At 71.8% G+C, this 24947-nt stretch carries 22 protein-coding genes; 17 read left to right on the top strand and 5 right to left on the bottom strand.

From position 1 onward, the window contains the following. The first annotated feature begins 649 nt into the window (after positions 1–649). The gene (locus tag ABT023_RS24785) at positions 650–3823 is read left to right on the top strand and encodes a beta-N-acetylglucosaminidase domain-containing protein (RefSeq protein WP_350888791.1); all 3174 of its coding nucleotides are present in this window, start codon (positions 650–652) and stop codon (positions 3821–3823) included. A gap of 20 nt (positions 3824–3843) precedes the next feature. On the opposite strand, the gene ABT023_RS24780 is transcribed toward ABT023_RS24785, so the two are convergent. Further along, positions 3844–4650, bottom strand: coding sequence for a GntR family transcriptional regulator (locus tag ABT023_RS24780; protein WP_350888790.1), 807 nt, complete (start codon positions 4648–4650; stop codon positions 3844–3846). A 142-nt stretch (positions 4651–4792) separates the two neighbouring features. On the opposite strand from ABT023_RS24780, the gene ABT023_RS24775 reads away from it, so the two are divergent. From ABT023_RS24775 to ABT023_RS24740, 8 genes are all read left to right on the top strand, one after another. Next, positions 4793–6052, top strand: coding sequence for an ABC transporter substrate-binding protein (locus tag ABT023_RS24775; protein ID WP_350888789.1), 1260 nt, complete (start codon positions 4793–4795; stop codon positions 6050–6052). Positions 6053–6156: 104 nt separating this feature from the next. After that, positions 6157–6981: a carbohydrate ABC transporter permease gene (locus ABT023_RS24770; RefSeq protein WP_350888788.1), complete on the top strand. Its 825-nt coding sequence runs from the start codon at positions 6157–6159 to the stop codon at positions 6979–6981. After that, positions 6982–7878, top strand: coding sequence for a carbohydrate ABC transporter permease (locus tag ABT023_RS24765; RefSeq protein ID WP_350888787.1), 897 nt, complete (start codon positions 6982–6984; stop codon positions 7876–7878). Continuing rightward, on the top strand, positions 7875–8810 hold the full coding sequence (locus ABT023_RS24760; RefSeq protein WP_350888786.1) for an N-acetylglucosamine kinase: 936 nt from the start codon (positions 7875–7877) through the stop codon (positions 8808–8810). The genes ABT023_RS24765 and ABT023_RS24760 overlap by 4 nt, the downstream gene beginning before the upstream one ends. Before the next feature lie 47 nt (positions 8811–8857). Beyond that, a complete protein-coding gene (locus tag ABT023_RS24755; RefSeq protein WP_350888785.1) occupies positions 8858–10042 on the top strand; it encodes a hypothetical protein in 1185 nt (394 codons plus the stop codon). Further along, positions 10035–10784: a sugar isomerase domain-containing protein gene (locus ABT023_RS24750; RefSeq protein WP_350888784.1), complete on the top strand. Its 750-nt coding sequence runs from the start codon at positions 10035–10037 to the stop codon at positions 10782–10784. The genes ABT023_RS24755 and ABT023_RS24750 overlap by 8 nt, the downstream gene beginning before the upstream one ends. A gap of 190 nt (positions 10785–10974) precedes the next feature. Beyond that, complete coding sequence (locus ABT023_RS24745) at positions 10975–11508, top strand: GNAT family N-acetyltransferase (RefSeq protein ID WP_350888783.1); 534 nt, start codon at positions 10975–10977, stop codon at positions 11506–11508. A gap of 42 nt (positions 11509–11550) precedes the next feature. Next, positions 11551–13134, top strand: coding sequence for a mucoidy inhibitor MuiA family protein (locus ABT023_RS24740; RefSeq protein WP_350888804.1), 1584 nt, complete (start codon positions 11551–11553; stop codon positions 13132–13134). Positions 13135–13284: 150 nt separating this feature from the next. Here the strand turns inward: ABT023_RS24740 and ABT023_RS24735 are convergent, their stop codons facing one another. Continuing rightward, the gene (locus ABT023_RS24735; protein ID WP_350888782.1) at positions 13285–13770 is read right to left on the bottom strand and encodes a peptidase inhibitor family I36 protein; all 486 of its coding nucleotides are present in this window, start codon (positions 13768–13770) and stop codon (positions 13285–13287) included. 221 nt (positions 13771–13991) lie between these two features. On the opposite strand from ABT023_RS24735, the gene ABT023_RS24730 reads away from it, so the two are divergent. The 8 genes from ABT023_RS24730 to ABT023_RS24695 all read left to right on the top strand — a co-directional run bounded on the left by ABT023_RS24730 (position 13992) and on the right by ABT023_RS24695 (position 22417). Continuing rightward, positions 13992–15236, top strand: coding sequence for a helix-turn-helix domain-containing protein (locus ABT023_RS24730; RefSeq protein WP_350888781.1), 1245 nt, complete (start codon positions 13992–13994; stop codon positions 15234–15236). A 164-nt stretch (positions 15237–15400) separates the two neighbouring features. Next, positions 15401–15721, top strand: coding sequence for a putative quinol monooxygenase (locus ABT023_RS24725; RefSeq protein WP_350888780.1), 321 nt, complete (start codon positions 15401–15403; stop codon positions 15719–15721). After that, positions 15718–16944 carry a cytochrome P450 family protein gene (locus tag ABT023_RS24720; protein ID WP_350888779.1) on the top strand — a complete coding sequence of 409 codons (1227 nt, stop codon included), beginning with the start codon at positions 15718–15720 and terminating at the stop codon, positions 16942–16944. The genes ABT023_RS24725 and ABT023_RS24720 overlap by 4 nt, the downstream gene beginning before the upstream one ends. 118 nt (positions 16945–17062) lie before the next feature. Beyond that, positions 17063–17746 (top strand): TcmI family type II polyketide cyclase, encoded by a 684-nt coding sequence (locus ABT023_RS24715; RefSeq protein ID WP_350888778.1) that lies wholly within the window; start codon positions 17063–17065, stop codon positions 17744–17746. A gap of 100 nt (positions 17747–17846) precedes the next feature. Continuing rightward, entirely contained in the window at positions 17847–19886 is a 2040-nt protein-coding gene (locus tag ABT023_RS24710; RefSeq protein WP_350888777.1) for a M48 family metalloprotease, read from the top strand. Further along, positions 19793–20893 carry a hypothetical protein gene (locus tag ABT023_RS24705; protein ID WP_350888776.1) on the top strand — a complete coding sequence of 367 codons (1101 nt, stop codon included), beginning with the start codon at positions 19793–19795 and terminating at the stop codon, positions 20891–20893. The genes ABT023_RS24710 and ABT023_RS24705 overlap by 94 nt, the downstream gene beginning before the upstream one ends. Before the next feature lie 145 nt (positions 20894–21038). Continuing rightward, positions 21039–21524, top strand: coding sequence for a hypothetical protein (locus tag ABT023_RS24700; RefSeq protein ID WP_350888775.1), 486 nt, complete (start codon positions 21039–21041; stop codon positions 21522–21524). Continuing rightward, complete coding sequence (locus ABT023_RS24695) at positions 21521–22417, top strand: hypothetical protein (protein WP_350888774.1); 897 nt, start codon at positions 21521–21523, stop codon at positions 22415–22417. Before ABT023_RS24700 ends, ABT023_RS24695 begins: the two co-directional genes overlap by 4 nt. Positions 22418–22539: 122 nt before the next feature. Here ABT023_RS24695 and ABT023_RS24690 read toward each other — a convergent pair whose 3' ends face one another. From ABT023_RS24690 to ABT023_RS24680, 3 genes are all read right to left on the bottom strand, one after another. Then, positions 22540–23163: a TetR/AcrR family transcriptional regulator gene (locus ABT023_RS24690; RefSeq protein ID WP_350888773.1), complete on the bottom strand. Its 624-nt coding sequence runs from the start codon at positions 23161–23163 to the stop codon at positions 22540–22542. A gap of 131 nt (positions 23164–23294) precedes the next feature. Beyond that, a complete protein-coding gene (locus tag ABT023_RS24685) occupies positions 23295–23906 on the bottom strand; it encodes an NADPH-dependent FMN reductase (RefSeq protein ID WP_350888772.1) in 612 nt (203 codons plus the stop codon). Between the two features lie 156 nt (positions 23907–24062). Beyond that, positions 24063–24947, bottom strand: an 885-nt coding sequence (locus ABT023_RS24680) for an adenosylhomocysteinase (protein WP_350886674.1), incomplete at its 5' end; no start/stop codon positions are given.

The raw sequence follows: 24947 nt of genomic DNA, 5'->3' as shown, positions 1-24947 counted from the left end.
CGGACTACCTCGGACGGCACCCGATCCGACCGGCTCGGCCGAAGATCATGAGTCGCGACCGTGGACGGCTCGGCAGGTAGGGCACCCGCGCTCCCCGGGCCCGCTGCGCGAGCGCTCCAACCACAGGGGCTCGCGCATGCCAGACAGATGTCATCAGGGCTAGACCAGTATGAACAGCCCGGCGGCTAGCCCTACATGGTGCTTGTGATCAGCGGAAATCGGGTGAGGAGCGGGGTGCCTGCCCGGGGCCGGGGTTCGGCCTCGACAGTCTCAACTTGGTCGGTTAGGTCTTGACGTAACCAGGAGCAGCGGGGATTCTCGTTACTGGCATAGACCAATCCGCAGAACCGAACGGGCCCCGGCCCCGACGGCCCGATCGGCTCCCCTGTTGACCCGACGGGCCGGCGGATCTTGTGCCGGTCAGCCCCCTGCATGACACACCATCGCGCTCCGAGCCGGCGCGCGCCGGCAACAGCTACCGACCCTGAACCAACAAAGTGGAGGTCGCGTGTTCCTTCTACTCTCATCTCGCGGTTGTCGCCGCGCTGTCGCGTTCGCCGCATCGGTCACGCTTTCTGTAGGAATCCTGGCCCCCCTGCCTGCCGGCGCCGAGCGCCGGGCCCCCAGCCAGGCGGCTCGAATCCTTCCGGTGCCGCAGCAGATCGACTCGCGCCCGGGATCCGTGGCGCTGCCCGACAGCATCGATGTTGTCGCGGGCGAGGCTGCCGATCCGGCAGCACAGACCGCGCTCGTGGAGTTGCTCTCCGCGCACGGCGTCACCGCCCGGATCGTGCGCCAGAGTGACCTGGCGGCACGTGCGCCGATGATCATCCTGGGCGGGCCACGCGAGACGCCGGCGAGCACCGATGTGCTGCGCGCCCTCAATGTCACGGGTCCGGAGTCGCTGCCCGGTCAGGGGTACGTGCTGGCGGCTGGTCACGACAACCGTGGCCGGTCGCGGATCGTCCTCTCCGGTGTGGACGGCACCGGCACCTTCTACGCGGTCCAGTCGCTGCGCCAACTGCTCGTGAAGAAGGGCTCCCGGGTAACCGTCGGCGGCGTGCAGGTCCGCGACTGGCCGGGGTACCAGGTCCGTGGCGGAATGGAGTCCTTCTACGGACCGGTCTGGTCGCAGGAGGACCGGCGCTCGCAGATCGAGTTCCTGGCGCGGCACAAGATGAACCAGTACTTCTACGGACCGGCGGACGACCTGCGCACCGGTTCGAACTGGAGCTCGTTGTACGAGGCGGCGGAACTGGCCCGGATGAAGGAGATCGTCGACCTGGCGAAGGCACGCCATGTCGACTTCGTGTACCGGATCTCGCCGGAGGCGCCGATGGCGCCCAGCAAGGGGATCTGTCACGTGCGCGAGTCCGACCGGGCCAAGCTGCTGGCACGCTTCGAGCAGATGTGGGAGATCGGCGTCCGAAGCTACGTCATCGCCTGGGACGACGTGTCGGGCAACTTCGCCTGCCAGGAGGACCGGGACGCCTACCGTGGCGACCGGTCGCCGCTCGCGATCGCGCAGGCCGAGGTCACCAACTTCATGCAGAAGGAGTTCATCGAGAAGCACCCCGGCGCCAGCCGCATGGTGGCCGTGCCTACCGAGTACTGGGGCATGACGAAGACCCCGTACACGGACCGCTTCGACGAGCTGCTGAGCACCGAGGTCGACCTCTACTGGACGGGGCCGGCAGTGGTCTCGCCGAGCATCACCGAGGCGGACCTCCAGGCTGCCCAGGCCGTGTGGTCGCGGCACCGGATCATGCTCTGGGACAACTACCCGGTCAACGACTACAGCACCAACCGGCTGCTGCTGGGCCCGCTGACGAACCGCGACGCCGGCATGGCGGACAAGACGATCGGCATCTCGTTCAACGAGCTCGTCGGTTTCCAGGACGCCTCGCAGATCGCCCTCGGCACCCAGGCCGACTACGCCTGGAACCCGGTGGCCTACGACGCGGAACGCTCATGGACGCACACCCTGCAGATTCTCGGCGGCGACGCGTACGAGGAGCTGAGGCTCTTTGCCGAGAACAACCGGGCCAGCGTCCTGGACGCCACCACCCGGCCGGAGTTCGCGGCGCTCATCACCCGGCTCATCGCTGACTACCGGGCCGGCCGACCCGTGAACGCCCAGCTCGCCCGGGTCGACCGCGAGCTGCGCCGCCTCGAGGAACTCCCCGCCGCGCTACGGGCAAAGCTCGACAACCCGGTCCTGCTCAAGCAGATCGCGCCCTGGCTGGACCGCGTCGGCGTGACCGGCCAGGCAGGTCGGGCAGCCCTGCGTATTCTCCGGGCCCAGGACGCGGGCTCGAGCGAGGCCGCCTGGGTGGCCCGACGGGACCAGTCGAGCGCCCGCCTCATCCTCGACCGCACCTGGCACCAGATCAGCCCCGGGCCGGTCGACGAGCTGCTGAGCTTCGCGGCGTCCCAGAGTGACGCCTACATCGGTGACCGCTGGTACGGGGACCTCGGGGCCCCCACCGGCGCACCGGCCGCCGCACCGGGTTCCCCGTTGGGCAATCTGACCGATCGGCGCGACGACACGGCCTATGTCGCGGCCGGCGCACCGCAGGCGGGGGACGCGATCACGGTCCCGATCACCAAGCCGCACAAGCTGTCGGCGGTGACCGTGGTACAGGACGCTGCCGCTCCCGCGGACGGCATGATCCAGGCGCTGGTCGACGGCACCTGGGTGGACCTCGGGCAGCTCGCCGACGGATTCACCAAGGTGCAGGCCAAGGACCTCGCGGCCAGCGCGGTACGGATCCAGTGGACTCCCGGTAGCGTCGCGCCGCGCGTCTACGAGATCGTCCCGCACTACTCCGACGTGCTGCGCGGTCGAGTCTCGGTCGCACCGTCGGGCTCGCTCATCGCACCCGGGGCGACCAAGCGGTTCCAGGTCGCCTTCGAGGTGTTCGACGAGGGCCGGGTGAAGGCGAGTGTCGCCGCCAGCGGCCCGGACGGCTGGACGGTCACCCCGGCGACGCAGTCTCTCCAGGCGCGACCGGATGGTCGGACCATCGTCGCGAGCGTGCCGGTCGCCGTCACCGTCCCCGCCGGCACCGCCCCGGGCCGGCACCAGGTGACGGTGACGTTCCACAAGGACGGCGTCGCGCCGGTGAACCTGTCGCTGACGATCATCGTGGGGGAGGGTAGCTATCCGGACTTCGTGACCGGGGCCAACCCGTCCGGTTACTGGCGGTTGGGCGACGCGGCCGGTTCCAGGACCGCCGTCGACAGCTCCACCAGCGGGCAGAACGGCACCTACCAGGTCGCTGAGCCGGGTGCCGAGGGTGTGCTTGCCGGCAACGGCGCGGCCGACCTCTCGAACGGCTACATCGAGGCGCCGCGCGCCCCGCGTACCAACCTGGCCGGACCGTTCACTTTGGAGGCGTGGGTCAAGCTCGACACGATCGTTCCGGCGCCGGGGCAGGCGATCATCGAGAGCTACACCGGGCCGGCGGTCAGCGGGTACGCGTTGAGGGCGAGCAACGGTGTCCTGCAGGCGTGGTCGCTCGGCGCTCCGGGTAAGGGACACGGCGTCGTCACCGGCCGCACCCAGCTGACGCCGAACAAGTGGCACCATGTCGCCGCCGTGTTCGACGGATCGCGGCTGACCGTGTACCTCGACGGCGTCGCGGACAGCAGTGTCGCGACGACGGTGGCCCCGGGCAGCGGCACGGCCAGCATCAAGCTCGGTGGCCGCGGAGACGACACGTCCCAGCGGCTGCAGGGCGACCTCGACGAGGCGGCGATCTATGACCGGGCGCTGACGGCGACCGAGATCCAGGAGCACTACTTCGCCGGGATCGGGTAGCCAGACCCTCCGGATGCGCGTCAGCCGCCCTGCGGCGGTGGGCTGACGCGCATCCGGATGGCGTAGCGATCCCCGCGGTAGAGCGACCGCCCGAACTCCACGACCTTGCCCATGTTGTCGACGGAGATGCGCTCGATCAGGAATGCCGGGTCGTCCTCGGCGACTTCGAGTCGCTTCGCCTCGGCGGCGGTCAGCCGCGCGATGGTCACGGTCTGCCGTGCCGATTCGAGTCGCACACCGAATGCGCGACCCAGGATGTCGTAGAGGGAGTCGTCGCGTCCCAACACGTCGAGCAGGGTGGGGAACCGCGCCGTGGCGAGGTTGGTCCGTTCGAGTGCCATCGGGATTCCGTCGGCGGTACGGATCCGCTCGATGTAGTGGGTCGGCTCGCCCGGAGCGATGTCGAGGTTGGTGGCGACGGTGCGGGTGGCCGGGCGGGTGCGGGCGCGGTAGCTCTTGGCGCCCGGCGTCATACCGCGCATTCGCATGTCCTCGCTGAACGAGCGGAATATCTCCGAATGGGTCAGGGTCGGATGCTGCACAAAGGTGCCGCGTCCAGGGATCCGCCGGACCATTCCCTTCGTCTCCAGGGCGTCGATGGCGCCCCGGACGGTCATCCGGGCCACTCCGAACCGCTCGGCGAGCACCCGTTCGGAGGGGAGCAGGGAACCATCTCGTGAGTTCAGGACCAAGGAGCTGAGCACATCGGTGATGTGTTTGCCCTTGCCGCGGCTCTGCTCCGCAAGTAACGACTCAAGCGCTCCGTCGCTCGGCTCATGTCGGGTCCTTGGCACGAGTTTGTCTCCTTCCTGCTCGATTGACGCCATCGTACGGGCAGCTCCGCGCTCCTCGGTGAGGTCGGCTTACCCGTTGACCAGCGGTCTATACCAGTATTACAGTCGAGCTCTCCGCCGGTCGGGTGGGGTGCCATAACAACGATCGGAGACATGGATGCCCAGGAAGTACGGCGTGTTGGGAGCGGCTGCGATGCTCGCCGTCACCCTCGCCGCGTGTGCGCCAGACAGCGGTGACGGCGGCGGCGGCGGTGACGCCGTCAACCTGAAGGTCTGGGGATGGCGGCAGGAGGATGTCGCGGCGTACAACAAGATCTTCCAGATCTACGAGGACGCCAACCCCGGTGTCACCGTTGAGTACGTCCCCTACAAGAACACCGAATACGACACAATCCTCAAGACGGGGCTCACCGACGCCAACGGCCCGGACGTGGCACAGCTCCGTTCCTACGGTCTGCTTCAGCCGCTGGTCGCCGCCACCGGTCTGGTGCCCCTCGATGATCAGATCAAGGAGTTGGAAGGCTTCCCGAAGCCGGTCCTCGACGGTGCCCGGGGCGAAAGCGACGGAAAGGTCTACGGAGTTCCGTTCGCACTCCAGACCCTGCACGTGATCTACAACGAGAAGCTCTTCGCCGATAACGGCATCAAGGCCCCCACCACCTGGGCGGACATGATCGCGGCGTTCGAGAAGCTCAAGGGCGCCAAGGTTATCCCGCTGGCGAGCACGGTCACCGACACCTGGATGCTGCCGATCCAGCACGAGATCTTCGGGGCCACGACCTACGGCGGCACCGACTACCTGAACAAGATGATCACCGGCGGGGCGAAGTTCACCGACGGCCCCTGGGTGAAGTCGCTCGAGACCTGGAAGGGCACCAACAAGTACTGGCCACCGCAGTCGTCCGGGGTGAGCTACGCCGACGCGCAGGCGCTCTTCACCTCCGGCCGCGCCGCCATGTTCCCGGGCGGGATCTGGGAACTCGGCGTGTTCGAGAAGGCCAACCCCGACCTGAAGATGGGCATCTTCAACGTGCCGCCCGCGCCCGGCGCGGCGGTCGACAAGACGCTCGTTCCCGGCTACGTCGACGGTTCGTTCGGGGTCTCGGCGAAGTCCCCCAAGCAGAAGGCCGCGCTGGACCTGGTGCGGTGGATGGCGTCGGAGGAGTTCGGCCGGGCGTACTCCAACGAGTTGCGTCAGATCTCCGCGGTACCCAAGGTCCAGCCCCAGGACAAGCTCCTGGCCCAGGCCCTGCAGGCGTACCAGGAGAACCCGAGCCCGTACGTCACCTACGCGTACTTCTCCGGTGGGTCACCCACGGCCTGGGACCTCGCCTCGGCGGCCTTCTCCGACTATCTGCTCGGTCGACGTGACGCCGCTGACACGGCCGGACACGTCCAGCGAGGGGTCGATCAGTGGTTCAGGCCCAAGAACTGAATGTCCGTCCTGCCCGGCGGCGTCGCCGCCAGGCAGGACGGACCTCACCGGGGTGGATCGCGGCATTCTGCCTACCGGCGTTCGCTCTCTACGGCCTCTTCGTCGTGGTACCTCTGGTCACCGCCTTCTACTACGGGCTGTTCCGCTGGGAGGGCACCCGCCAGGCGGACTTCGTCGGGATCGGCAACTACCGGGAGGTCTTCACCCGCTACCCGTTGAGCGATGAGATCGCCGCGGCGCTGGGGCACAACGTGCTCTTCTTCGTCGGCACCATGGCGATCCAGAACACCGTCGGGCTGGGCCTGGCCGTGATCCTGCACCGAAACCCATGGGGAAAGCGGTTGTTCCAGACCCTCTTCTCGCTTCCCTACCTGATCAGCCCGCTGATCGTCGGCTATATCTGGTCGCTCCTGCTGAGCCCCACCTTCGGCCCGATCAACCACGTGCTCAGAGGTGTCGGCCTGGACTCGTGGGCACGCCCGTGGCTCGGTGAGCCGGACATCGCGCTGCCGGTGCTGATCCTGGTCAACGCCTGGCAGTGGATCGGTGGGCCCATGCTCATCTTCGGCGCCGCCCTGGCCGGTGTCCCACGCGAGTTGGAGGAGGCGGCTGCCATCGACGGCGCATCAGCCGCCCGGACCTTCTGGAAAGTCAGGTTCCCCCTCCTGATTCCGGCCGTCGGGGTGATCACCGTTCTGACGTTCATCGGGTGCTTCAACATCTTCGACCTCGTCTACGCGCTGGGCGGATCCAGCGGCGGCCCCGGAGGCGCCATGGACGTGCTGGGCCTGCTCTACTACCGGACCGCCTTCCAGGGCGGCAGCAACGCGATCGGAGAGTCCTCGGCCTTGGCCATGCTCATCTTCGTGTTCATCTTCGGGATATCCGTCGTCCTGGAGCGGGTGCTGCGCCGGCGGGAGGTGACCTAGATGAACGCCCTGACGACCACCCCTCGTACGACGCCGGAAACCACCAGCGGGTCAGCGCGCCCGGACGGCACCCGCCGGCGTCTGCCCACCCGCGGCATCGGTGTCCAGGTCCTTCTGTGGGCGTACGCCGGCATCGCGTTCGGCCCGCTGCTGCTGGTGCTGATCGGCTCGTTCCGCTCCAACGCGGATATCCTTCGCGCACCGGTCGGGCTGCCCACCTCGTTCGACGTGAGCAACTACGTCCGCGCCTGGGAGACCGCGTCGATCTCGACGTACCTGATCAACTCTCTGGCGGTGACGGGCGCCTCGGTGGTGCTGTGTGTCGGCGTGTCGGCGCTGGCCGCCTACGCCCTGGCCAGGTGGAGATTCCGGGGACGCGCCCTGCTGGCGGCGTTCTTCCTGTCGGGTCTGATGATTCCCGCGAAACTCGGCCTGCTGCCGGTGTTCTACATGTTCCAGTCGATGGGCCTGATCGACAGCAGGATCGGGCTGGTGCTGCTCTACGCGGCGGGCGGCATTCCGTTCTCCGTCTTCGTGATCATGGGGTTCATGCGGGGGCTGCCCGGGGAACTGGAGGAGGCCGCGAGGATCGACGGAGCACACGAGGGACGCCTGTTCGTCTCGATCGTGCTGCCACTGATGCGTCCGGCACTGGCGGTGGTCACCGTCTTCCAGTTCGCGCCGACCTGGAACGACTTCTTCTATCCGCTGGTCCTGATGCGCAGCGGCGACAAATACACCATCCCCGTCGGGCTGACCCGGTTCTTCGGTGAGTTCGCCGCCGATCGCGGCACCCTGTTCGCCGGGCTCGTGATCGCTCTGGTCCCGCTGGCAGTGGTGTTCGCGCTGGCGACCAAGCAGATCGTCGCCGGCCTGACCGCTGGGATGTCACGATGACAGCTACCATCACCATAGACGGCGGGAAATCCCAGCTCAGGATGCTGCTGAGCACTCCAGCGGGTCGTCAGATCGGGATCGGGCCCGGCTTCGTCTACCAGTCCGACGAGGACGGCGTCGCCCGGATCCTGGGCGCCATCCGCGGCGCTGCGGACACCATCCCGCTCCCCACCCAGGTGTCAGGCGTGCTCGCCGGTCTGACCGGCGTGCCGGGTGACCACGCCGAGCGTCGACACCTCGCCCTCGCCATCACGAGGCTCCTCGGCGGTCCCGCCGTGGTCGTGGAGGACAGCGTCCTCGCCCACGCCGGTGCCCTCGACGGAGCCGGCGTGGTCCTGTGCGTCGGAACCGGGACCACAGTCCTGGCGGTGGCCGCAGACGGCAACTACGCCCGGCTCGACGGGTGGGGTCCACATCTCGGCGACCGCGGCAGCGCGTTCGCCATCGGGCTGGCCGGGATGCGCGCCGCGACGGCGTCGTACGACCGGGTCGGGCCGGGAACCACGCTGGCCGACCGCCTCGGCGCGGCGCTCGGGGGCACCGACCTGGCGTCGCTCCAGCGCTACTACCGGGACCCCGCCATGATCCCCCGCACGGCGGCCTTCGCTCTCGATGTTCTCGACGCGGCCGCCCAGGCCGACCCGGTGGCGAACCGCATCTGCGCCACGGCCGCGACCGATCTCGCTGACGCGGCCGAGGCGGCGACCACCCGACTCCGCCTCGGCGGGGCGGAACGCCAGGTGTCGTACAGCGGACGGCTACTGACCCCGGGGAACGTCCTCCACCGGGCCCTGTCCGCAGAACTCGACGCCAGAGGTCTGCCGCTGGTCAGCCCCAAGGCCGAGCCGCTTGAGGGCGGCCCGACGCTGCTGCGCGGTACCGGTCCCTACGCCCGCCTGTTGGCGGACCAGAACCCGGGCGGGGACGCGTGAGGGTCGGACACGGGACGGCCCGCTTCACGGTCGTGCCCGGAGAACCCATGGGTGGATACATCGACCGGTCCGAGGGCGTCCAGGGCGTGCTCGACCCGCTAGAGGTCCACGTGGTGACCTTCGCCGACGACGGCCACCGGTTCGCGTTGGTGGTCGCGGACCTGATCTGCGTGAATGCCGACGTCGTCGATCGGATCCGGACCGCGATGCGGGGCATCGGCGTGTCCTCCTGCTGGGTTGTTGCCACGCACACGCACGCGAGCCCCGAGGCGGGCTGCTTCCCCGGCGGTGGGGTCACGCCACGGCCCGTCGCCGACCGGCTCATGGCCGCGTCACTCGCGGCCGCGCGCCACGCCATGGCGGCCGAGCGGTCAGCCAGGCTCGGCGCGACCCGCACCCTGGTTCCCGGGCTCGCGGGTCGCCGCAACCTCGCGGATCCGCCGGCGATGGACATTCCCGTCGACACCATCGTGGTCACCGCGGGTACCGACGTGGTGGGCCTGATAGTGATCTCCCCGGTCCACCCGACCGTCCTTCCCGCCGACAACAACCAGGTGAGCGCGGACCTGAATGGCGGCATTCGCCGAGCGTTGTCCGCACCCGACAGATGGGTGGTCGTCGCCACCGGTGCCGCCGGCGACATCAGTACCCGGCACACCCGCCAGGGAGCCGGGCGACCCGAAGTCGACCGGCTCGGCGCCCGGGTAGCCAGCCGCGTGGAGCCGTCGCCACATGCCGGCCACCATCCAGCGGCACCGGTGCGGCCACCGGTCTCGCGGAACGTCCGACTACGGCCCAAACAGCCGGCGGAGCTCGACGCGTCCGCCCGCCCGACCCCGCAGGTCGAAAACGATCGGATCCGTCTGGTCCTGCGGCAGGGGCTGCGGATCGCGGAGGAGCAGGCCGCCCGCCGGCGCACCGAACCATATGTGGTCGAGGTCGCAGCGGTCGACCTCGACGGGGTCACGGTCGTCGGCGTGCCCGGCGAGTTGTTCCTGGAACTGGGCGAAGCGATCCGCTCCGCGTCGGCGGATCAGGATTCCGACGTCGTCGTCCTCGGCTACACGAACGGCTACCTCGGCTACCTGCCCACCCGCGACACACCACCCTGCTACGAAACCTATGCCAGCCCGGTCAGCTCCGGCAGCGGCGAGGCCCTCGTCGAGGCTGCCGTTCAGGCTGCCGTCGAGGCCACCCGCGACCGTGACCGTTCCAGGAGGAACAGTGTCTGAACCCGCCTACGCCGACATCGCCCGGACCGCACTCGAACAGATCCTCGCCACCCAGCTCGGTGCTATCGGGTCGGCGGCCACGCTCGTCGCCGACACGATCGCCGCCGGTGGTGTCCTGCAGGTGTTCGGGACCGGCCACTCGCGGATCGTCACCCTCGAACTCGCGGCGCGCGCCGGTGGTCTCGCCCCCGTCAGCATGCTGGCGGTCAAGGATCTCGTGATGTTCGGCGGCGCCGACCCGGGACCGATCCTCGACCCGACGTACGAGCGCGAGTCCGGCCTGGCCGAGCGGATCTACGAGCTCGCCAAGCCCTCACCGCAGGACGCCTTCCTGATCGTTTCCAACTCCGGCATCAACGCCGCCGTGACCGAGATGGCGGCGCTGGCCCGTGAGCGGGCGCATCCGATCATCGCCGTCACCTCACTCACACACACCCGGTCCGCCGGGGCACGTACCACCCAGGGAGCGCATCTCGCCGACCTGGCCGATGTGGTGATCGACAACCTCGCCCCGGCCGGGGACGCGGCACTGGAGATCACCCCAGAGGTTCGGATCGGGGCGATCTCGTCGTTCACCGGGGTGCTCATCGCGCAGCTCCTCACCGAACTGGTCTGCCGTCGCCTGCTGGAGCGCGGCATCAACCCGCCGGTGTACACATCCGCGAATCTCGCCTCGGGCGACACGCGCAATGCCGACCTTCTGGAGCGGTACGACGGTCGGGTCCGCCCGATCGAACCCTGACCGCGCGTAGGTCCACGGGATCGCGTAGGTGGCCGTGGTGCGGTGCGGAATGTCGTGCGCGACGCCGCACCCATCGCGGCAACCACGGACGCTGCCCCGGCCCGAGCAGGCACCCAACGCCGGAGCTCGCGAGGGTGTCCAGCGAACAACCAGGTTGATCGGGGCAGGTCGCGTCGGGTAGGAACACGGCATGTTACGTGGCGACAAGATCGGGCTGCGGGCCCGACACGAGACCGACGTTCCCGTCCTGCAGTCTGAGCTCTACGACGACGTCGCGACCCGGTCGAAGGCCGACTCCCGCCCATGGCGTCCGATCGCACCCGGCTCAGCCGCGTCGCCGTACACGATTTCCGACCCCACCGACGATGCCGCGTGCTTCTCGGTGGTGCAGCTCGCCGATGACGAACTGGCGGGCGAGGCGCTGTTGTGGGGCATCGACCTGCACAACAGAACGGCTCACATCGGAATCTCGCTGAGGCCGGCCTTCCGCGGCCGCGGGCTGGGCACCGACGTCATCCGGGTGCTGTGCCACTACGGCCTCGTGGTGCGCGGTCTGCATCGGTTGCAGATCGAGACGCTGGCCGACAACGCCGCGATGATACGAGCAGCCACCCAGGCAGGGTTCGTGCCCGAAGGCACCCTGCGCCGTGCGGCCTGGGTGAATGGGGACTTCGCCGATGAGATCATTCTCGGGTTGCTCGCCACCGAGTGGGACGCGAACTGAACGTACGAGCACGGTCCGACTACCCTCGCCGCCGTGAAGGCAATGGAGATCGAAGCACCCATCGTCGGTGTCACCGTCTACCCGGACCGGGCCCGGGTCACCCGCCGGGGCAGCACCCGGTTGGCCGCCGGTGAGCACCGGGTACGTATCGCACCGTTGCCGCTGGGCCTGCGGCGGGACTCGCTACGGGTCGGTGGCCGGGGCGCGGCCACCGTGCTCGGTGTGGACGTGACGACGTGGCGGCAGGCGCGCAGCGTCGACGGGCAGGTCCGCGAACTGGAGCAGCGGCGCCGGGAGCTGGCCGACGAGCTGGCCGAGGTCAACGACACGTACGAGATCGAGGAGCAGCGGGGGCAGTTCCTCGCCCGGCTGGCCGAGCGGGCCGGCGGCACGTACGCCCGCGCGCTGGCCTCCGGGGACGCCGGCCCGACCGACGTGGCCAGCTTCGCCGACTCGATGGCCGGCCAGCTCGCCGACTCACAGGGCCGCCGGCGCGGGCTGACCCGGCGGCGTACCGATCTGGCCGAGGAACTGGCGGCCGTCGAGCGGCAGTTGGACGCCGCGCACGGCAAGCGGAAACCGGACCGGCTGGCCGCCGAGGTGACCGTGTCGGTGGACGCCGACGACGCCGAGCTGGACCTTGAGCTGACCTACCTGGTCGACGGGGCCCGGTGGCAGCCCTCCTACGACCTGCGGTTGGTCGACGACACCATGAACGTCACCTGGTTCGGCCTGGTCAGCCAGGACACCGGCGAGGACTGGCCGGAGTGCGTACTCCAGCTCTCCACCGCCCGCCCGGCGGCGGCGGCCGGCGTACCCGAGCTGTCGCCCTGGTATCTCGACCGGGTCCGGCCGGTGCCGCCGCAGATGCCCAAGCCGATGGCCAGCTTCGACGCGCGGCCGGGACCGCCGCCGCCGGGTGCGGCACCGGCCTTCACGGGCGGTGCGGCCCGGTCCGGCGCGCCGCGCCCCAGCGTGCAGGAGAGCGTCGCCGCGGTCGAGCAGGGGGTCACCGCGGCCACCTACCGGCCGGCCCGCGCGGTCGCGGTGCCGGCGGACGGCAGCGCCTACCGGGCCACCATCGCCGTACTGGACCTGCCGGCCCGGCTGGACCACGTGACCGTGCCGGTCCGCGCGGCCGAGGCGCACCTGCGTGCGACGGTACGCAACACCTCGGAACACACGCTGCTCCCCGGCGCGGCGGCGGTCTTCCACGGCGCCGACTTCGTCGCGGCCACCCGGCTGCCGATGTGGGCGCCCGGTGAGGAGACCGAACTGGCGCTCGGGGTGGACGACCGGGTACGGGTGGAACGGAAACTGGGCCGGCGCGCCGACACCCGGGCCACGCTCGGGTCGACCCGGCGGCGGGACGTGGAGTACCGGATCAGCGTGGCCAACCACACGCCCCGGCCGGCGAGCGTGGAGGTGCGCGACCAGCTGCCGGTGTCCCGCGACGAGGCGGTGGTCGTACGGGAACCCACCCTCGCCCCGCCGCCGGCCGAGCGTACCGAGCTGGGCGAGCTGACCTGGCGGCTGCGGCTCGCGCCGGGGGAGAGCGGCGAGATCACCATGGGCTTCCGGGTCGAACTCGCCAAGGGGGTCGAACTGGCCGGCTGGCGGGAGTGACCGGGTAGGGGAGGGCGCCCCGACGACTGGACCTGACGGACGGCCGACGCCGGACGGGCTCCCGGACGGAGTCGAATCCGTCCGGGAGCCCTCTCGGCGACATACCGGTGATGGAGCGAATTCAGCGGTTGCCGACCGGCCGGCGGACGGTCAGGAGAACTTGATCGAACCCGCCCGGTTGCCCCACCCGTCGCCGATGTTGCCGAGCACGGGCGCCTGGTCGATCCAGGTCGACGACGCCCCGGTGAAGTTGATGCCGTCGAAGAGCTTGACGTCGCACTGGTGGTAGGTGTGCACGGAGCTGATTCTGTTGTTCAGGTCGCCCGCCGCGGTGCTGCGCAGGTCGTCCCACTGCAACTCGGCGTCGTAGGCCGGCGTGCACTCCTGGTTCTGGACCCAGGCCAGCACCGTGCCGGTGTAGTTCGCCCCGGTGTAGGTGCGGGCGATGACCAGACTGGCCTGGGCGCCGACCGCGCGCAGCGCCCGGTCCTCGCTGCTCGCGCAGGTCACCGCCCCGGTGTCGAGGTTGACCGCGCAATTGCGCTGCGGCGCTGCGGCGGCGGGCGCGGCGAACGTGCCGAGCAGGCCCAGGGTGCCGAGAGCCGTACCGGCCACGGTGGCCATTCGTGCCTTCATCGTCTTCTCCTTCGTCTCGGGAACGGGTGCGGAGCGTCGATGACGTCCCGGGTTCATTGCTAGTCGCCGGCCCGCTTGATCGGGACACCCAGGGGCCTGGGTCAATCAATTCCGGACAATGCGTGTTCACCAGCGGCAACGCGACAGCCGCCCGGCCCGGCTGGACAGCGTCGGTAACGATGAATCGGATTTGCTCGGAGTTCTGGGTGAAAGGGAACTGAGTGGCTCGTCAGGAGAGACCCGTCGATCCGACCGCCGGCCCGGTGCAGGCCCTCGCCTACGAACTGCGCAAGCTCCGCGCCGAGGCGGGCAACCCCACCTACCGTCAGCTCGCCAGAACCGCCGGCTACGGCGCGACGACCCTGTCGGAGGCAGCCGGCGGAACCCGCCTGCCGACCCTGGAGGTGCTGCTGGCCTACGTCGGCGCGTGCGGGGGCGACCCCGACGACTGGCGGCGGCGCTGGCACGAGACGGCGGAGCGGGCGCGCCCGGCGGAGCCCGTTCGGCAGGTCGTCGGAGAACGGGACGGCGACCCGGAGGGGGGCGGCGGCGCGGGCGCGGAGGGCGGCGGCGCGGGCACGGAGGGCGGCGGCGCGGGCACGGAGGGCCCGGAACTGCCGGCGGTTGCGCCGTCCGGTGTGCGGCGGCCCGGGAACGGGCCGCCGCGTCTGCGGTGGGTCGTACCCGTCGTCGCAGTCGCCGCCGCCGCGATCGTCACCATCGTCACGGTGGTCGATCTTCCGGACGACGGTCCGGCGGCACCCCGCACGGCGCGCTGTCCGTCCGTGCCGGACGGGGCCGCCTTCACCGGGGTGACCTACGGGGGCGGCGCCTACGTGCGCGACGGGGCGGCCCGGGACGAATCCGTGCTGACCACCATCCCGCCGGACTGCACGGTCGGCTTCACCGGCTTCTGCGTCGGCGAGAAGGTCTACGACAACACCGGCGGCATGCCGGACGTGCGCTGGTTCAAGGTGGCCGGCGGCGGCGTCGTCTCCTCCGCGGTCGTGCACGGCAACCCGCCGCGTGACCTGCGGGCGTCGGACTGTCGCAACGGTCGGCCGACCACGACCGGCCTCGAACTGTCCGTCGTCACCGGGGCGGGCCGCTCCGGGATCGTGACGTTGCGGGCCACCGGCAGGGACCTGTACGTCGCGGGCTTCGCCACCTCCGTGGGCGACCCGGGGGCGTCCGGCGAGCGGACCTGGCGGCAGGTCAGGCTGGTCGACGTGCGGGATTCGACCGCCGGGGCGAGCGTCCGGCTCGACGCGCTGCCGGGCCCCTCGGCCCGTGGGCCGGTCGTCCTGGTCGCTGCCGCCTGCCTCGGCGGGGACAGCCCGACCGGTCTGGTGCGGGCCCGTCAGGTTCGGCCGGAGGATCCGCGCGGGGCGGTGCCGGTGACGCTCGACCAGCGGCAGCAGGCCGAGGCGGCCGGGTCCGCCTGCCGCTATCCGAGCCGAGGGTAAGGGCCGGGCCGGGCGGGGCGGGCGTCAATGGGCTGTCACCGGTGGCCCACAGTTCCCGGCGCACCGTGACGCTGGGGTGACGCCCGGCCCCGCAGACTCCATTCGCACAGGGCCGGCGAAGGAGAACTCATGATCGGAATGCGGCGGGTGCCCGGAGGCACCGGATGACGGGCGTGCGCACGGTGCTCGCGATGCGCACCAGGGAGGGCTGCGAGCAGCGGTTCGAGGCCGAGTGGCTCTCGGCCGCCGAGCAGATCCGCACCCTCGACGGGTGCCTGCGTCAGGACCTGGTCCGCGACGCCGAGGACCCGCGCAGCTACCTGATCATCAGTGACTGGGCGGACCGGGAGCGGTTGGACGCCTTCGGCCGCAGCGAGCAACGGGACCGGCTGCTGCGCATGGTCCGTGAGCTTCGCGAGTCCGCGCAGCGGCACACGTACCAGGTCCTGCACGTCCTGCGGAGCGAGCCCGAGGAGTCGCGATGACCGAGCACCCCGTCCCCGCGTCGGAGCTGTACACCGACGAGTTCGCCGCCGACCCGTACCCCAGCTACGCCCGGCTGCGGGCGGACCGGCCCGTCTGCCCGGTCAGCTCGCCGCGGTTCGACTCGTACCTGATCAGCAGGTTCGACGACGCCCGGACGGCGCTGACCGACCCGAGGCTGTCCAAGGACCTCTACGGGCCGGGCCAGCACTACCTGCGGATCTTCGGGCCGAACTCGGAGGGGTTGAACAAGAACATGCTCAACTCGGATCCGCCGGAGCACACGAGGCTGCGCCGGATCGTGTCGCAGGCGTTCGCGCCGCGCCGCGTCGAGGCGCTGCGCCCCCGCGTGGCGGAGATCGTGGACACGCTGCTCGACCGGATCGTCCCGCGGGGCGGGTGCGACCTGATGCGCGACTTCGCCATCCCGCTGCCGATGCTGGTGATCAGCGACCTGCTCGGGATTCCGGAGTCCGACCACGAGCGGGTCCTCGACTGGACGCAGGTGATCAGGACGTCCGGGTCCGCCAACCGCAGCCCCGAGAAGGACCGGGCCGCCGTGCAGGAGGCCCAGCTACGCCTGCACCACTACCTTGCCGACCTGGTGCAGGCCAAGCGCGCGCACCCCGCCGACGACATGATCGGCGCGCTGGTCGACGCCTGCGACCGCGACGGGGAACTGTCCGAGCAGGAACTGGTCACCACCACCTTCCTGCTGCTGTTCGCCGGGCACCAGACCACCGCGGACTTCATCGGCAACGCGACGGTGGCCCTGCTCACCCACCCCGACCAGCTCGAACTGCTGCGGGCCAGGCCGGAGCTGCTGCCGTCGGCGATCGAGGAGCTGCTGCGGTTCGACGGCCCGTTGCCGGTGGCCAGCCCGAGGATCGCCACCGAGGACGTCGAGTACCAGGGGGTGTGCATCCCGCGCGGGTCGGTCGTCGGCGTGGCGATCAACTCGGCGAACCACGACCCGGAGCACTTCGCCGACCCGGACCGGCTGGACGTCCGCCGCGAGCGCGCCCCGCACATCGGTTTCGGCTACGGCGTGCACTACTGCCTGGGTGTCTCGCTGGCCCGGATGGAGGCGCAGATCGGCATCGGGACGCTGCTGCGCCGGCTACCCGGGCTGCGACTCGGGGTGCCGGTCGCCGAGCTGCGCCGGCTGCCGGCGGCGTCGCCGTTCCGCGGCCTGCTGGAGCTGCCGGTCCGGTTCGCCGCCTGACGCGCCCGGTGGCCCTGCCCGCCCGGCCGCCCGATCCATGTCCGCCCGACATGTCCGCCCGACCCGTGTTCACGGTCCATGTCCGCCCGGTTCACGTCCATCCACCTGAGGAGCAGCCATGATCTACCGGTCCGTGATCGTCTGCCACATCGTCCCCGGCAGCGAGGGCACCGTCGGCGACGTCTTCGGCTACTACGACAAGACGACCCGACCGCAGGATCTCGGCGTGATCGGCCGGACCCTGCTGTCCCTGGACGACCTGTACATCCACGTGATCGAGCGCAACGTGGACCCGAAGGCGTCGCTGGGCAAGGCCCGGGGACTGCCCGCGTTCCAGCAGATCGCCGAGGCCATCGCCCCGTACGTGACGCCGTATCCGAAGAACTGGCAGAACCCGTCCGACTCCGTCGCCAAGGAGTTCTACAGCTGGGCACCGGCCGAGGGCTCGGTGCCCGCGTCGGAGTCGGACGACGGGAACATGACCGTCATCGTCGCCCGGATCAAGCCCGGGGCGGAGCCCAACGTCGCGCGGGTGTTCGCCGAGTCCGACGAGGGATCGCTGCCGGTCGAGCTGGGCGTCACCGGGCGCTGGCTGTACTCCATCGACGACGTATACCTGCACCTGTTGGAGCGCACCGATGCGGCGTTCGCCCAGGCCATGCGGGACAGCCACGCCAAGCCGGCCTTTGCCAAGATCATGGAGGACCTGAACACGTTCATCACCCCGTACAACCCGGAGACCTGGCGCGGCCCGGAGGACGCGGTGGCCAAGGAGTTCTACCGCTGGCGCGCCGCGGACTGAGGCCCCCGACGCCGGGGATCGCCGACCCGACAGCTTTCGCGCCCTCGTCCACCTACGCTCAGTCGACCACCGTCGACAGCGGAGCGGATGGTGAAGCGTGGTGGGACAGCCCTCTTCCGCCGCCACCGGGGCCGAACCCGGTCTGCGCTGGCTGCACCTGCTGGTGCTGCTCGCCCTCGTGGCCGTGGGGGTGGGCGCCGGCGACGTGGTGTTCGTCGTCCACAACCTCGGGCACTGGGGCGAGGTGCAGGCGTGCGCCGCCCTGCACGACCTGCCGCCCGACGGTGGGCAGGTCGCCCGCCTGTTGGGCCGCAGCGCCGAGTACGACCGCTGCGCCGCCGGGTTCGAGGCCACCCGCCAGGCGGCGCAGCTCGCCGGTGGGACGGCGATGCTGGTGCTGGCGGGGCTGGTCGTGTTCCTCGACGGCCTGTCGGTGCGGCTGGGGCTGTCCCGCCGGGGCCGGCGTCGACCCCCCGACGGGGACGCGTCGACGCGGATCAGGCAGCGGTTCGAATTCTGGTGCGACGAGCTGGGGCTGCGCGGCCGGGCCCGCCCCAGGGTGGTCGTCGCGCCGGTCGGGGCAGCCGACGCGCAGGCGTACACGACCGCCGTCCCGTACGGCCGGGCCGTCGTCGTGGTGCCCGTCGCCCACGCGTACGGCCGCCGGGACGTCCTCGACCTGGTGGTGTTGCACGAGCTGGCCCACGTCAGGGCCAGGGAGGTGTCGTGGGCGTCGGCGACGTGGTGGGCGGGGTGGCTCGTCGTGCCGGCGCTCCTCTCGGCCATGGCCCCGGTGCTGGTCGCGCCGGCCGCCGTGACCGGGTCGTACGCCGTCTCGCTGTCCATCGCGGCCGGGGCGGCGACCGCGATGTTGATCCTGCGCGCCGCCGTGCTGCGCCGCCGCGAGCACGCCGCCGACCGGTTCGCCGTCGCCCGGGGGGACCTGCGGGACGCGCTGGTCGCCGCCGCCGACGACGGTGAGGCCACCGGCAGGCCGGCGCGGTGGAGGCCGGGTCGGCTGTTCGCCACCCATCCGGACCCGTCCGGCCGGGTCGCGGCGCTGGAGCGCGACGACCGGTGGGAGGGCGGCTTCGCCGTCGCGGCCGTCATCGGGCTGGCGGCGATGTCCGCCCTGCAGAGCGCCCGCCGCGTGTTGCTGCACACCCCCGACCCGCCCCTCCCGCTCGGCGTGGACAAGGAAGATCTCGCGGTGGCGGTCGCCGCGCTCGTCTGGGCGGCGGCGACCATCCCGATCTGGATCCGCCGTCCCGCGCCGTCCCGGCGTCGTTGGTGGGCCCGGGTGCTCGGCGCCACCGTCGGTCTGGCGGCCGGGTGTGCCCTGCCCAGTGTCGGGACGACCGCGTCGATCTACGCCACGTTCACGGCCGGGTTCGGGCCGGCCGCGCTCGCCTGGCTGGTACCGGCGCTCGCCGGCGTCGCCGCGCTCGCCGCCGGGCTGGCCGAGGCGGTGGCGGCCCTGCCCGGCGGCGCCCGCCGCGTCGTGGCGGCGCTCCTGTCGGTGCTCGGCGCGGCGGTGCTGCTGACCGCGGTCGCGCTCACCGCCACGCTGCTGCTGTACGGCCACTGGGCGTGGCGCAACGTGGCCATCGACCGGGTCCTGTGGAGCACGCCGGGTCGCCTCCAGAGCTGGGCCGCCGTGGCGCTGGTGGCGGCCTGCGTCCTGCCGGTCCTCGCGAGGGCCACGGCCCCGGCCCGCCCGACCGCTGCCCCGCCGCCGGCCGCCCTGCCGCCCGGGGCGACACCGGGCGAAGAGGCCCCCGGCGGGATGGTCCCGGGTCGGGTGGTGCCGGGCGGGGAGAACCCGGGCGGGGAGAACCCGGGCGGGGAGAACCCGGGCGGGGGAGCGGCCGGGGTGGCCGGTGGTCGGTGCGCCGGCTCGCCCTGCTGGTGGCGGTCGCCGGCATCGCGGCGGGGCTCGCCGGCGCGGCGGCAGCCGCGCCGCTCGCCGACCGGCTCGTCGGCGACGACGTCGCGTTCTTCCTGCTGTCCACCGGCTGGTGGGCGTGCGCGGCGGCGGGATGGGTGGTGGCGCTGGCGCTCCTGCTGTCGCTGGGGGCGCGCGGCCCCGACGGCGGGGTGGCCGTCGCCTGGCTGGCCGGCGCGGGCGTCACGGCCGTGAGCGGTGCCGTCCGGTACGCCGGGGAGGTGCTCGCCGGCCGAGGCCCGGCCCATCCGCTCACCTTCGTGCAACGGCCGTGGTGGCTGCTGACGGCCCTGGTGCTCTTCTCCTTCCCGGCAGCGGTGCTGGTCCGGGACGTCGTGGCGGCGCGGCGGGAGCGGGTCGGACGCCCGCCGGTGCCTCGCCGGGCCTGGCCGGTACCCCTGGCGACCCTCGCCGGCGCCGTAGCGCTGGCCTGCGTCGTGGCGCTCGGCTGGACCGTGCCGGTCACCGGCCGGCAGGGCGACCTGGCCCGGTTCCTGGCGGCGCGCGTGGACCCCGCCGCGGCGGACGGCGGGCGGGGCCGTCCCGCGGGCGCCGCACCCGGCCGGCCGCTCACCCGGCAGGGGGCGGACGCCGTGCTGGCCGAGGCGCGACGCGGCCTGCCGTCGGCCTGGCCGCCGACCCGCACGGCCGCGTGGACCGGCACGGACGACCCGGCGACCGTACGGCCGAAGTCGTGTGCGGACCGGTTCGCCGCCGTCCGGCTGGCCGAGGATCGGCGTGCGGCGGTGACCGCCCGCGAGGTCAGGCTGGAGGTGCCGGCCGGCGTCCTGCCACCGCTGGGGGCCACGCTGCACCTGCGGCTGACGTCGTACCCGTCCGCCGACGCGGGGAAGCAGGTCGTCGCCGAGGCCGGGGACACCGTGGCGGCCTGCCCCCGCTGGTCGGTGCCGTCCCCGCTCGCCGACGGCGGGGTGGCGCGCCGGTGGGTCGTCGCCATGCCGGCGCCGGACCTGCCGCACGACAGCTGCCGGACCAGGATCACCGAGTCCTCGTCCGTCGCCGGTCTTCCCGTGGTGGCCGGCGGGGCGCTGGTCGTGGTGGGGATCGGCCACAACGTGGCGGTGGCGGAGATCGCGTACGGGCTGCCCTTCCGGGACCAGTTGGAGCCGAAGGAGCAGGCCCTGCTCGACGACCTCGCGGTCGTGGCGGCCCGGCTGATCGTGAACGCCCTCGACTCCTGAGGGCATCCGGGTGCGTACGGACGGCCACCCGCCCGGACCGCTCGGCCGATCCCGGTCAACGGGCTGTGACTGTTCTGCTACACAGGTTCCAGGTACCCCCGACGTCTTCCCGCTCCACAGCGGACGAACGGATCGGTGATGCGCCATGGTGGATTCGACGGCCCGGTCCGAGTCGGGCCTGCTGCACCTCAGCGATCTCGCCCGGGAGGTGATCGAGGCCGCCGCACCGGAGGAGGCCGGCCTGCTGCCCGAGGTGACCGCCGCCTGGCTCGCCGGTGACCTCGCCGCCGGTCCCGGCCGGCGGGGGCGTCGGCGGGGCGCCGCGATCGGCCTCGGCCTGGACGCGCCGCTGCTGGTCACGGTCGTCTACCCGGTGCTGGCGGCGGCACTCACCCCGCTCGTCGTCCCGGCCGCCGAGCGGGGCCGGCGGCGGCTGTCCGATCGGTGGCGACGCCGCCGCCGGCGCACCGACGTCGTGATCCCCCGCGAACTCGTCGAGCAGGCCGAGGCGGTCCGCGACGCGATCCTGGCCAGCGCGCCGGGCGCGGGGGTGTCCCGCCGCCGGGCGGCCGTGCTCGCCGAGGCCGCGTACGCCGCGTTGATCCGGCGGCAGTTCGGCGGTGACCGGTGACCGGGCGTCCCGCCGGCCGGCCGGTGAGCAGGCGTCACGCCCTCCGGCTGGCCGGTGCCGGCCTGGCCGGGATGCTCGTCGGATGCGGTGACGGCGCCGCGCGGCCCGCCGGGGACGCGACCCTGCCGACCGCCGGGTCCGGCGCGTCGCCGGGCACCGCCGGTGTCCTGGCCGACCGGCTCGCCGGCTACCGCAGCGCGTACCGCTTCGTCCGGACCAACACCATGGCGTACGACGACGAGGCGGCGTCGGCCAGGGCCACCGTCGCGATGCGGGTCGAGATCGCCGCGTTCCTCGCCTGGGCCCGGGACAACGGCCACCCCGACATCCGTGCGGCTCTGCCCCGGGTTCCCGCCGGCGAGGAGTACCTGCTGGATCCGCTGATCGGCAACGACGAGAGCCTCGACACCACGCCGCTGGCCGGCGCCCGACAGCCCCTCGGCCGGCTGATCCCCGACGCCGAGACGGTCAAGAGCTACCCGGCCACCCGGCAGGCCGGGTTCGCGCTCACCATGCTGAAGATGGTCCTGTCCCGGGCCGAGTACGCCCGGCTCGTCACCGACTCCCCGTTGGTGCGCGCGGCCGGCGGCAAGAACATCATCACCATCTACCCGTTCTCCGCGCCGGAGCCGAAGGGCGGCGACTCCTACCTGGCCCTGCTCCCCGGCGTCCGGGACGCCTTCCGGGTGGACCCGGCGCTGCGCTGGCTGGTGGCCAACCCCGGTCAGGCCATGTCCGGGGAGAACCAGCGCCGGCTGGTCGAGGGCGGCGGGACGCTGTACACGGCTGAGGGGTACCGGGTCGTGTACATCGACAGCGCCCGGGCCGAGGACGTGCCCGCCCTGGTCGCCGGCGCGCTGTACGAGGCGCTGCGGACGGCCCGGGACGGCTGACCCGGCCCCCTCGGCGGAGTGCGCGTCGGCCGGCGCGGCGTCTGCGTGGCCCGCTGCCGTACCGGCGGTCGGGGTGGCGCAGACGCCCGCCCGGTCACGTTGCCTGCCAAGGGAGTGGTTGATTACTCGCTTACTGCCAGGGCGACCGCGCGACGGTCGGGTGGGCCGTCGCGCCGGTCGGTGCCCGCAGGCCCGTCGACAAGCGTCCTGGCCCACGGGGCGTCGACCTGCTCGGCGCCCATGGTCACCACCACGCTGCACATCGCACCCTTGGCGAAGAACTCCCGCACCTGCTCCTCGCTGCCGCCGGAGACGCTGCGGGTGTACTCGACCAGGCGGGCGTAGCCCCGCTGGACGGCCCGGCGGATCTCCGGCACCGAGACCGCCGCGCACTGGGCGTGCAGTTGCACCAACAGCAGGTCCTGATCCCGGATCAGCAGGGTGTAGGCGCCGGCCATGGCGGACAGGACCGCCTCGGGCGAGCTGCCCGGGGCCGCCGCCGCACCCTCGCTCAGGCTCTCCCGGAACCGCTCGAAGCAGCGCTCGGTGACCGCGGCGAACAGCGACTCCTTGTCCGGGAACAGCCGGTACAGGTACGCCTGGGAGATGCCGGCGCGCCTGGCGACCTCGACGGTGGTGGTGCCGAAGTAGCCCCGGGCCGCGAACGCCCCGATGGCCGTGGAGAGGACGTCCTCCCGCCGCTCCTCGGCGGTGGAGAGCGTCCTGGTGCGCGTGGTCGGAGACATGTGAGTAGGCAACCACACCCCCGAATCGGCGGCAAGAGCCTCGGCCCGCTGGGACCGCTGCCAGCCGCCGGCCCACCCGCCTCGCTCCAGCAGCGTGATCGGACCCCGGTTCGAGGCCGCGCGGCGTGGAACTAGGCGAGCCGCCCGTGCGGGGCGAACCGGACGTCGCTCGCGTCGGCGTGGCCGGGGCGGGCCATGGACAACACCTGGGCGACCATCTCGGTGAGCTGCGCCCGGCAGTGCTCCTGCTCCGGCCGGGAGGCGTCCGGTGCCTCGTCCAGGTCGACCCAGGTCCGCACCGTCACGCCGAGCGGCGTCGGCCACGCGCGCAACGCGTGGCCGACGGTGCGCAGCATGGTCAGCGTGGACGCGGTGCCCTGGGTGCCCGCCCCCACCGCCACGCAGCCCAGCGGCACCCCGTCCAGGAAGACGCGGGGCACGGCGAGGTCGTTGGCAAAGTCGAGGGCGTTCTTGAGCAGCCCCGAGATGGCGCCGTGATAGGTGGGCGAGACCAGGACGACGCCGTCGGCGGCGGCGAGTTGGTCGAGGAACCGGCGGACCCGCTGGTCCTGGTGCAGGCCCGGGCGGTAGAAGGGAAACTCCACGTCCACGCCCCGGAACACCTCGACGGTGGCACCCCGCTGCACGCACTGCCGTGCGCACCAGGCGGCCACCTTCTCCGAGGTGGAGCCGCCCCGGATGGACCCGCTGACCAGCACCACGTGCGGCCTCTGCACTGCCATTACGCCCCTCCGTCGTCGTGTGTGTGCCCGGGGCGGAGCCGTCGGGAAGGTGCCCCGGCTCAAGGTGACGCCGGGGCACGGGCGGCCCGGTTGCTGCCCGGAGGTTCCGGCCGTGGCGACCACCGGGCCACCGGCGACGCCCGCATGTGATGCCCGTCAGTAGCGGTAGTGCTCCGGCTTGAACGGGCCCTCCTGCGAGACGCCCAGGTAGGCGGCCTGCTCCTTGGTCAACGTGCTCAGCTTCGCGCCGAGCGCGCCCAGGTGCAGCCGGGCCACCTTCTCGTCCAGGTGCTTCGGCAGCACGTAGACGCCGATCGGGTAGTCCTCGGGCTTGGTGAACAGCTCGATCTGCGCGATCGTCTGGTTGGCGAACGAGTTCGACATCACGAAGCTCGGATGCCCGGTCGCGTTGCCCAGGTTCAGCAGCCGGCCCTCGGACAGCACGATGATCGAGTGCCCGTCGGCGAACTTCCACAGGTCGACCTGCGGCTTGATGTTCACCCGCTCGACATCCGAGCGCTTGGCCAGGCCCGCCATGTCGATCTCGTTGTCGAAGTGACCGATGTTACCCACGATGGCCTGGTGCTTCATCCGCGCCATGTGCTCGTTGGTGATCACGTCGAAGCAGCCGGTGGCGGTGACGAAGATGTCCGCCTGCCCGACCACGTCGTCCAGAGTCGCCACCTGGTAGCCGTCCATCGCCGCCTGGAGGGCGCAGATCGGGTCGACCTCGGTCACCACGACCCGGGCGCCCTGACCGCGCAGCGACTCGGCGCAGCCCTTGCCCACGTCGCCGTAGCCGAGCACGACGGCCATCTTCCCGCCGATCAGCACGTCGGTGGCCCGGTTGATGCCGTCGATCAACGAGTGACGGCAGCCGTACTTGTTGTCGAACTTGCTCTTCGTCACCGAGTCGTTCACGTTGATCGCCGGGAAGAGCAGAGCGCCGCTGCGGTGCATCTCGTAGAGCCGGTGCACGCCGGTCGTGGTCTCCTCCGTCACGCCCCTGATGCCGGCGGCGATCCGCGTCCACCGCTGCCC

The organism is Micromonospora sp. NPDC002296, assembly GCF_040296145.1.
In the GTDB taxonomy this organism is placed as follows: domain Bacteria; phylum Actinomycetota; class Actinomycetes; order Mycobacteriales; family Micromonosporaceae; genus Micromonospora.
This window is presented reverse-complemented; position numbering and strand designations above follow the sequence as displayed.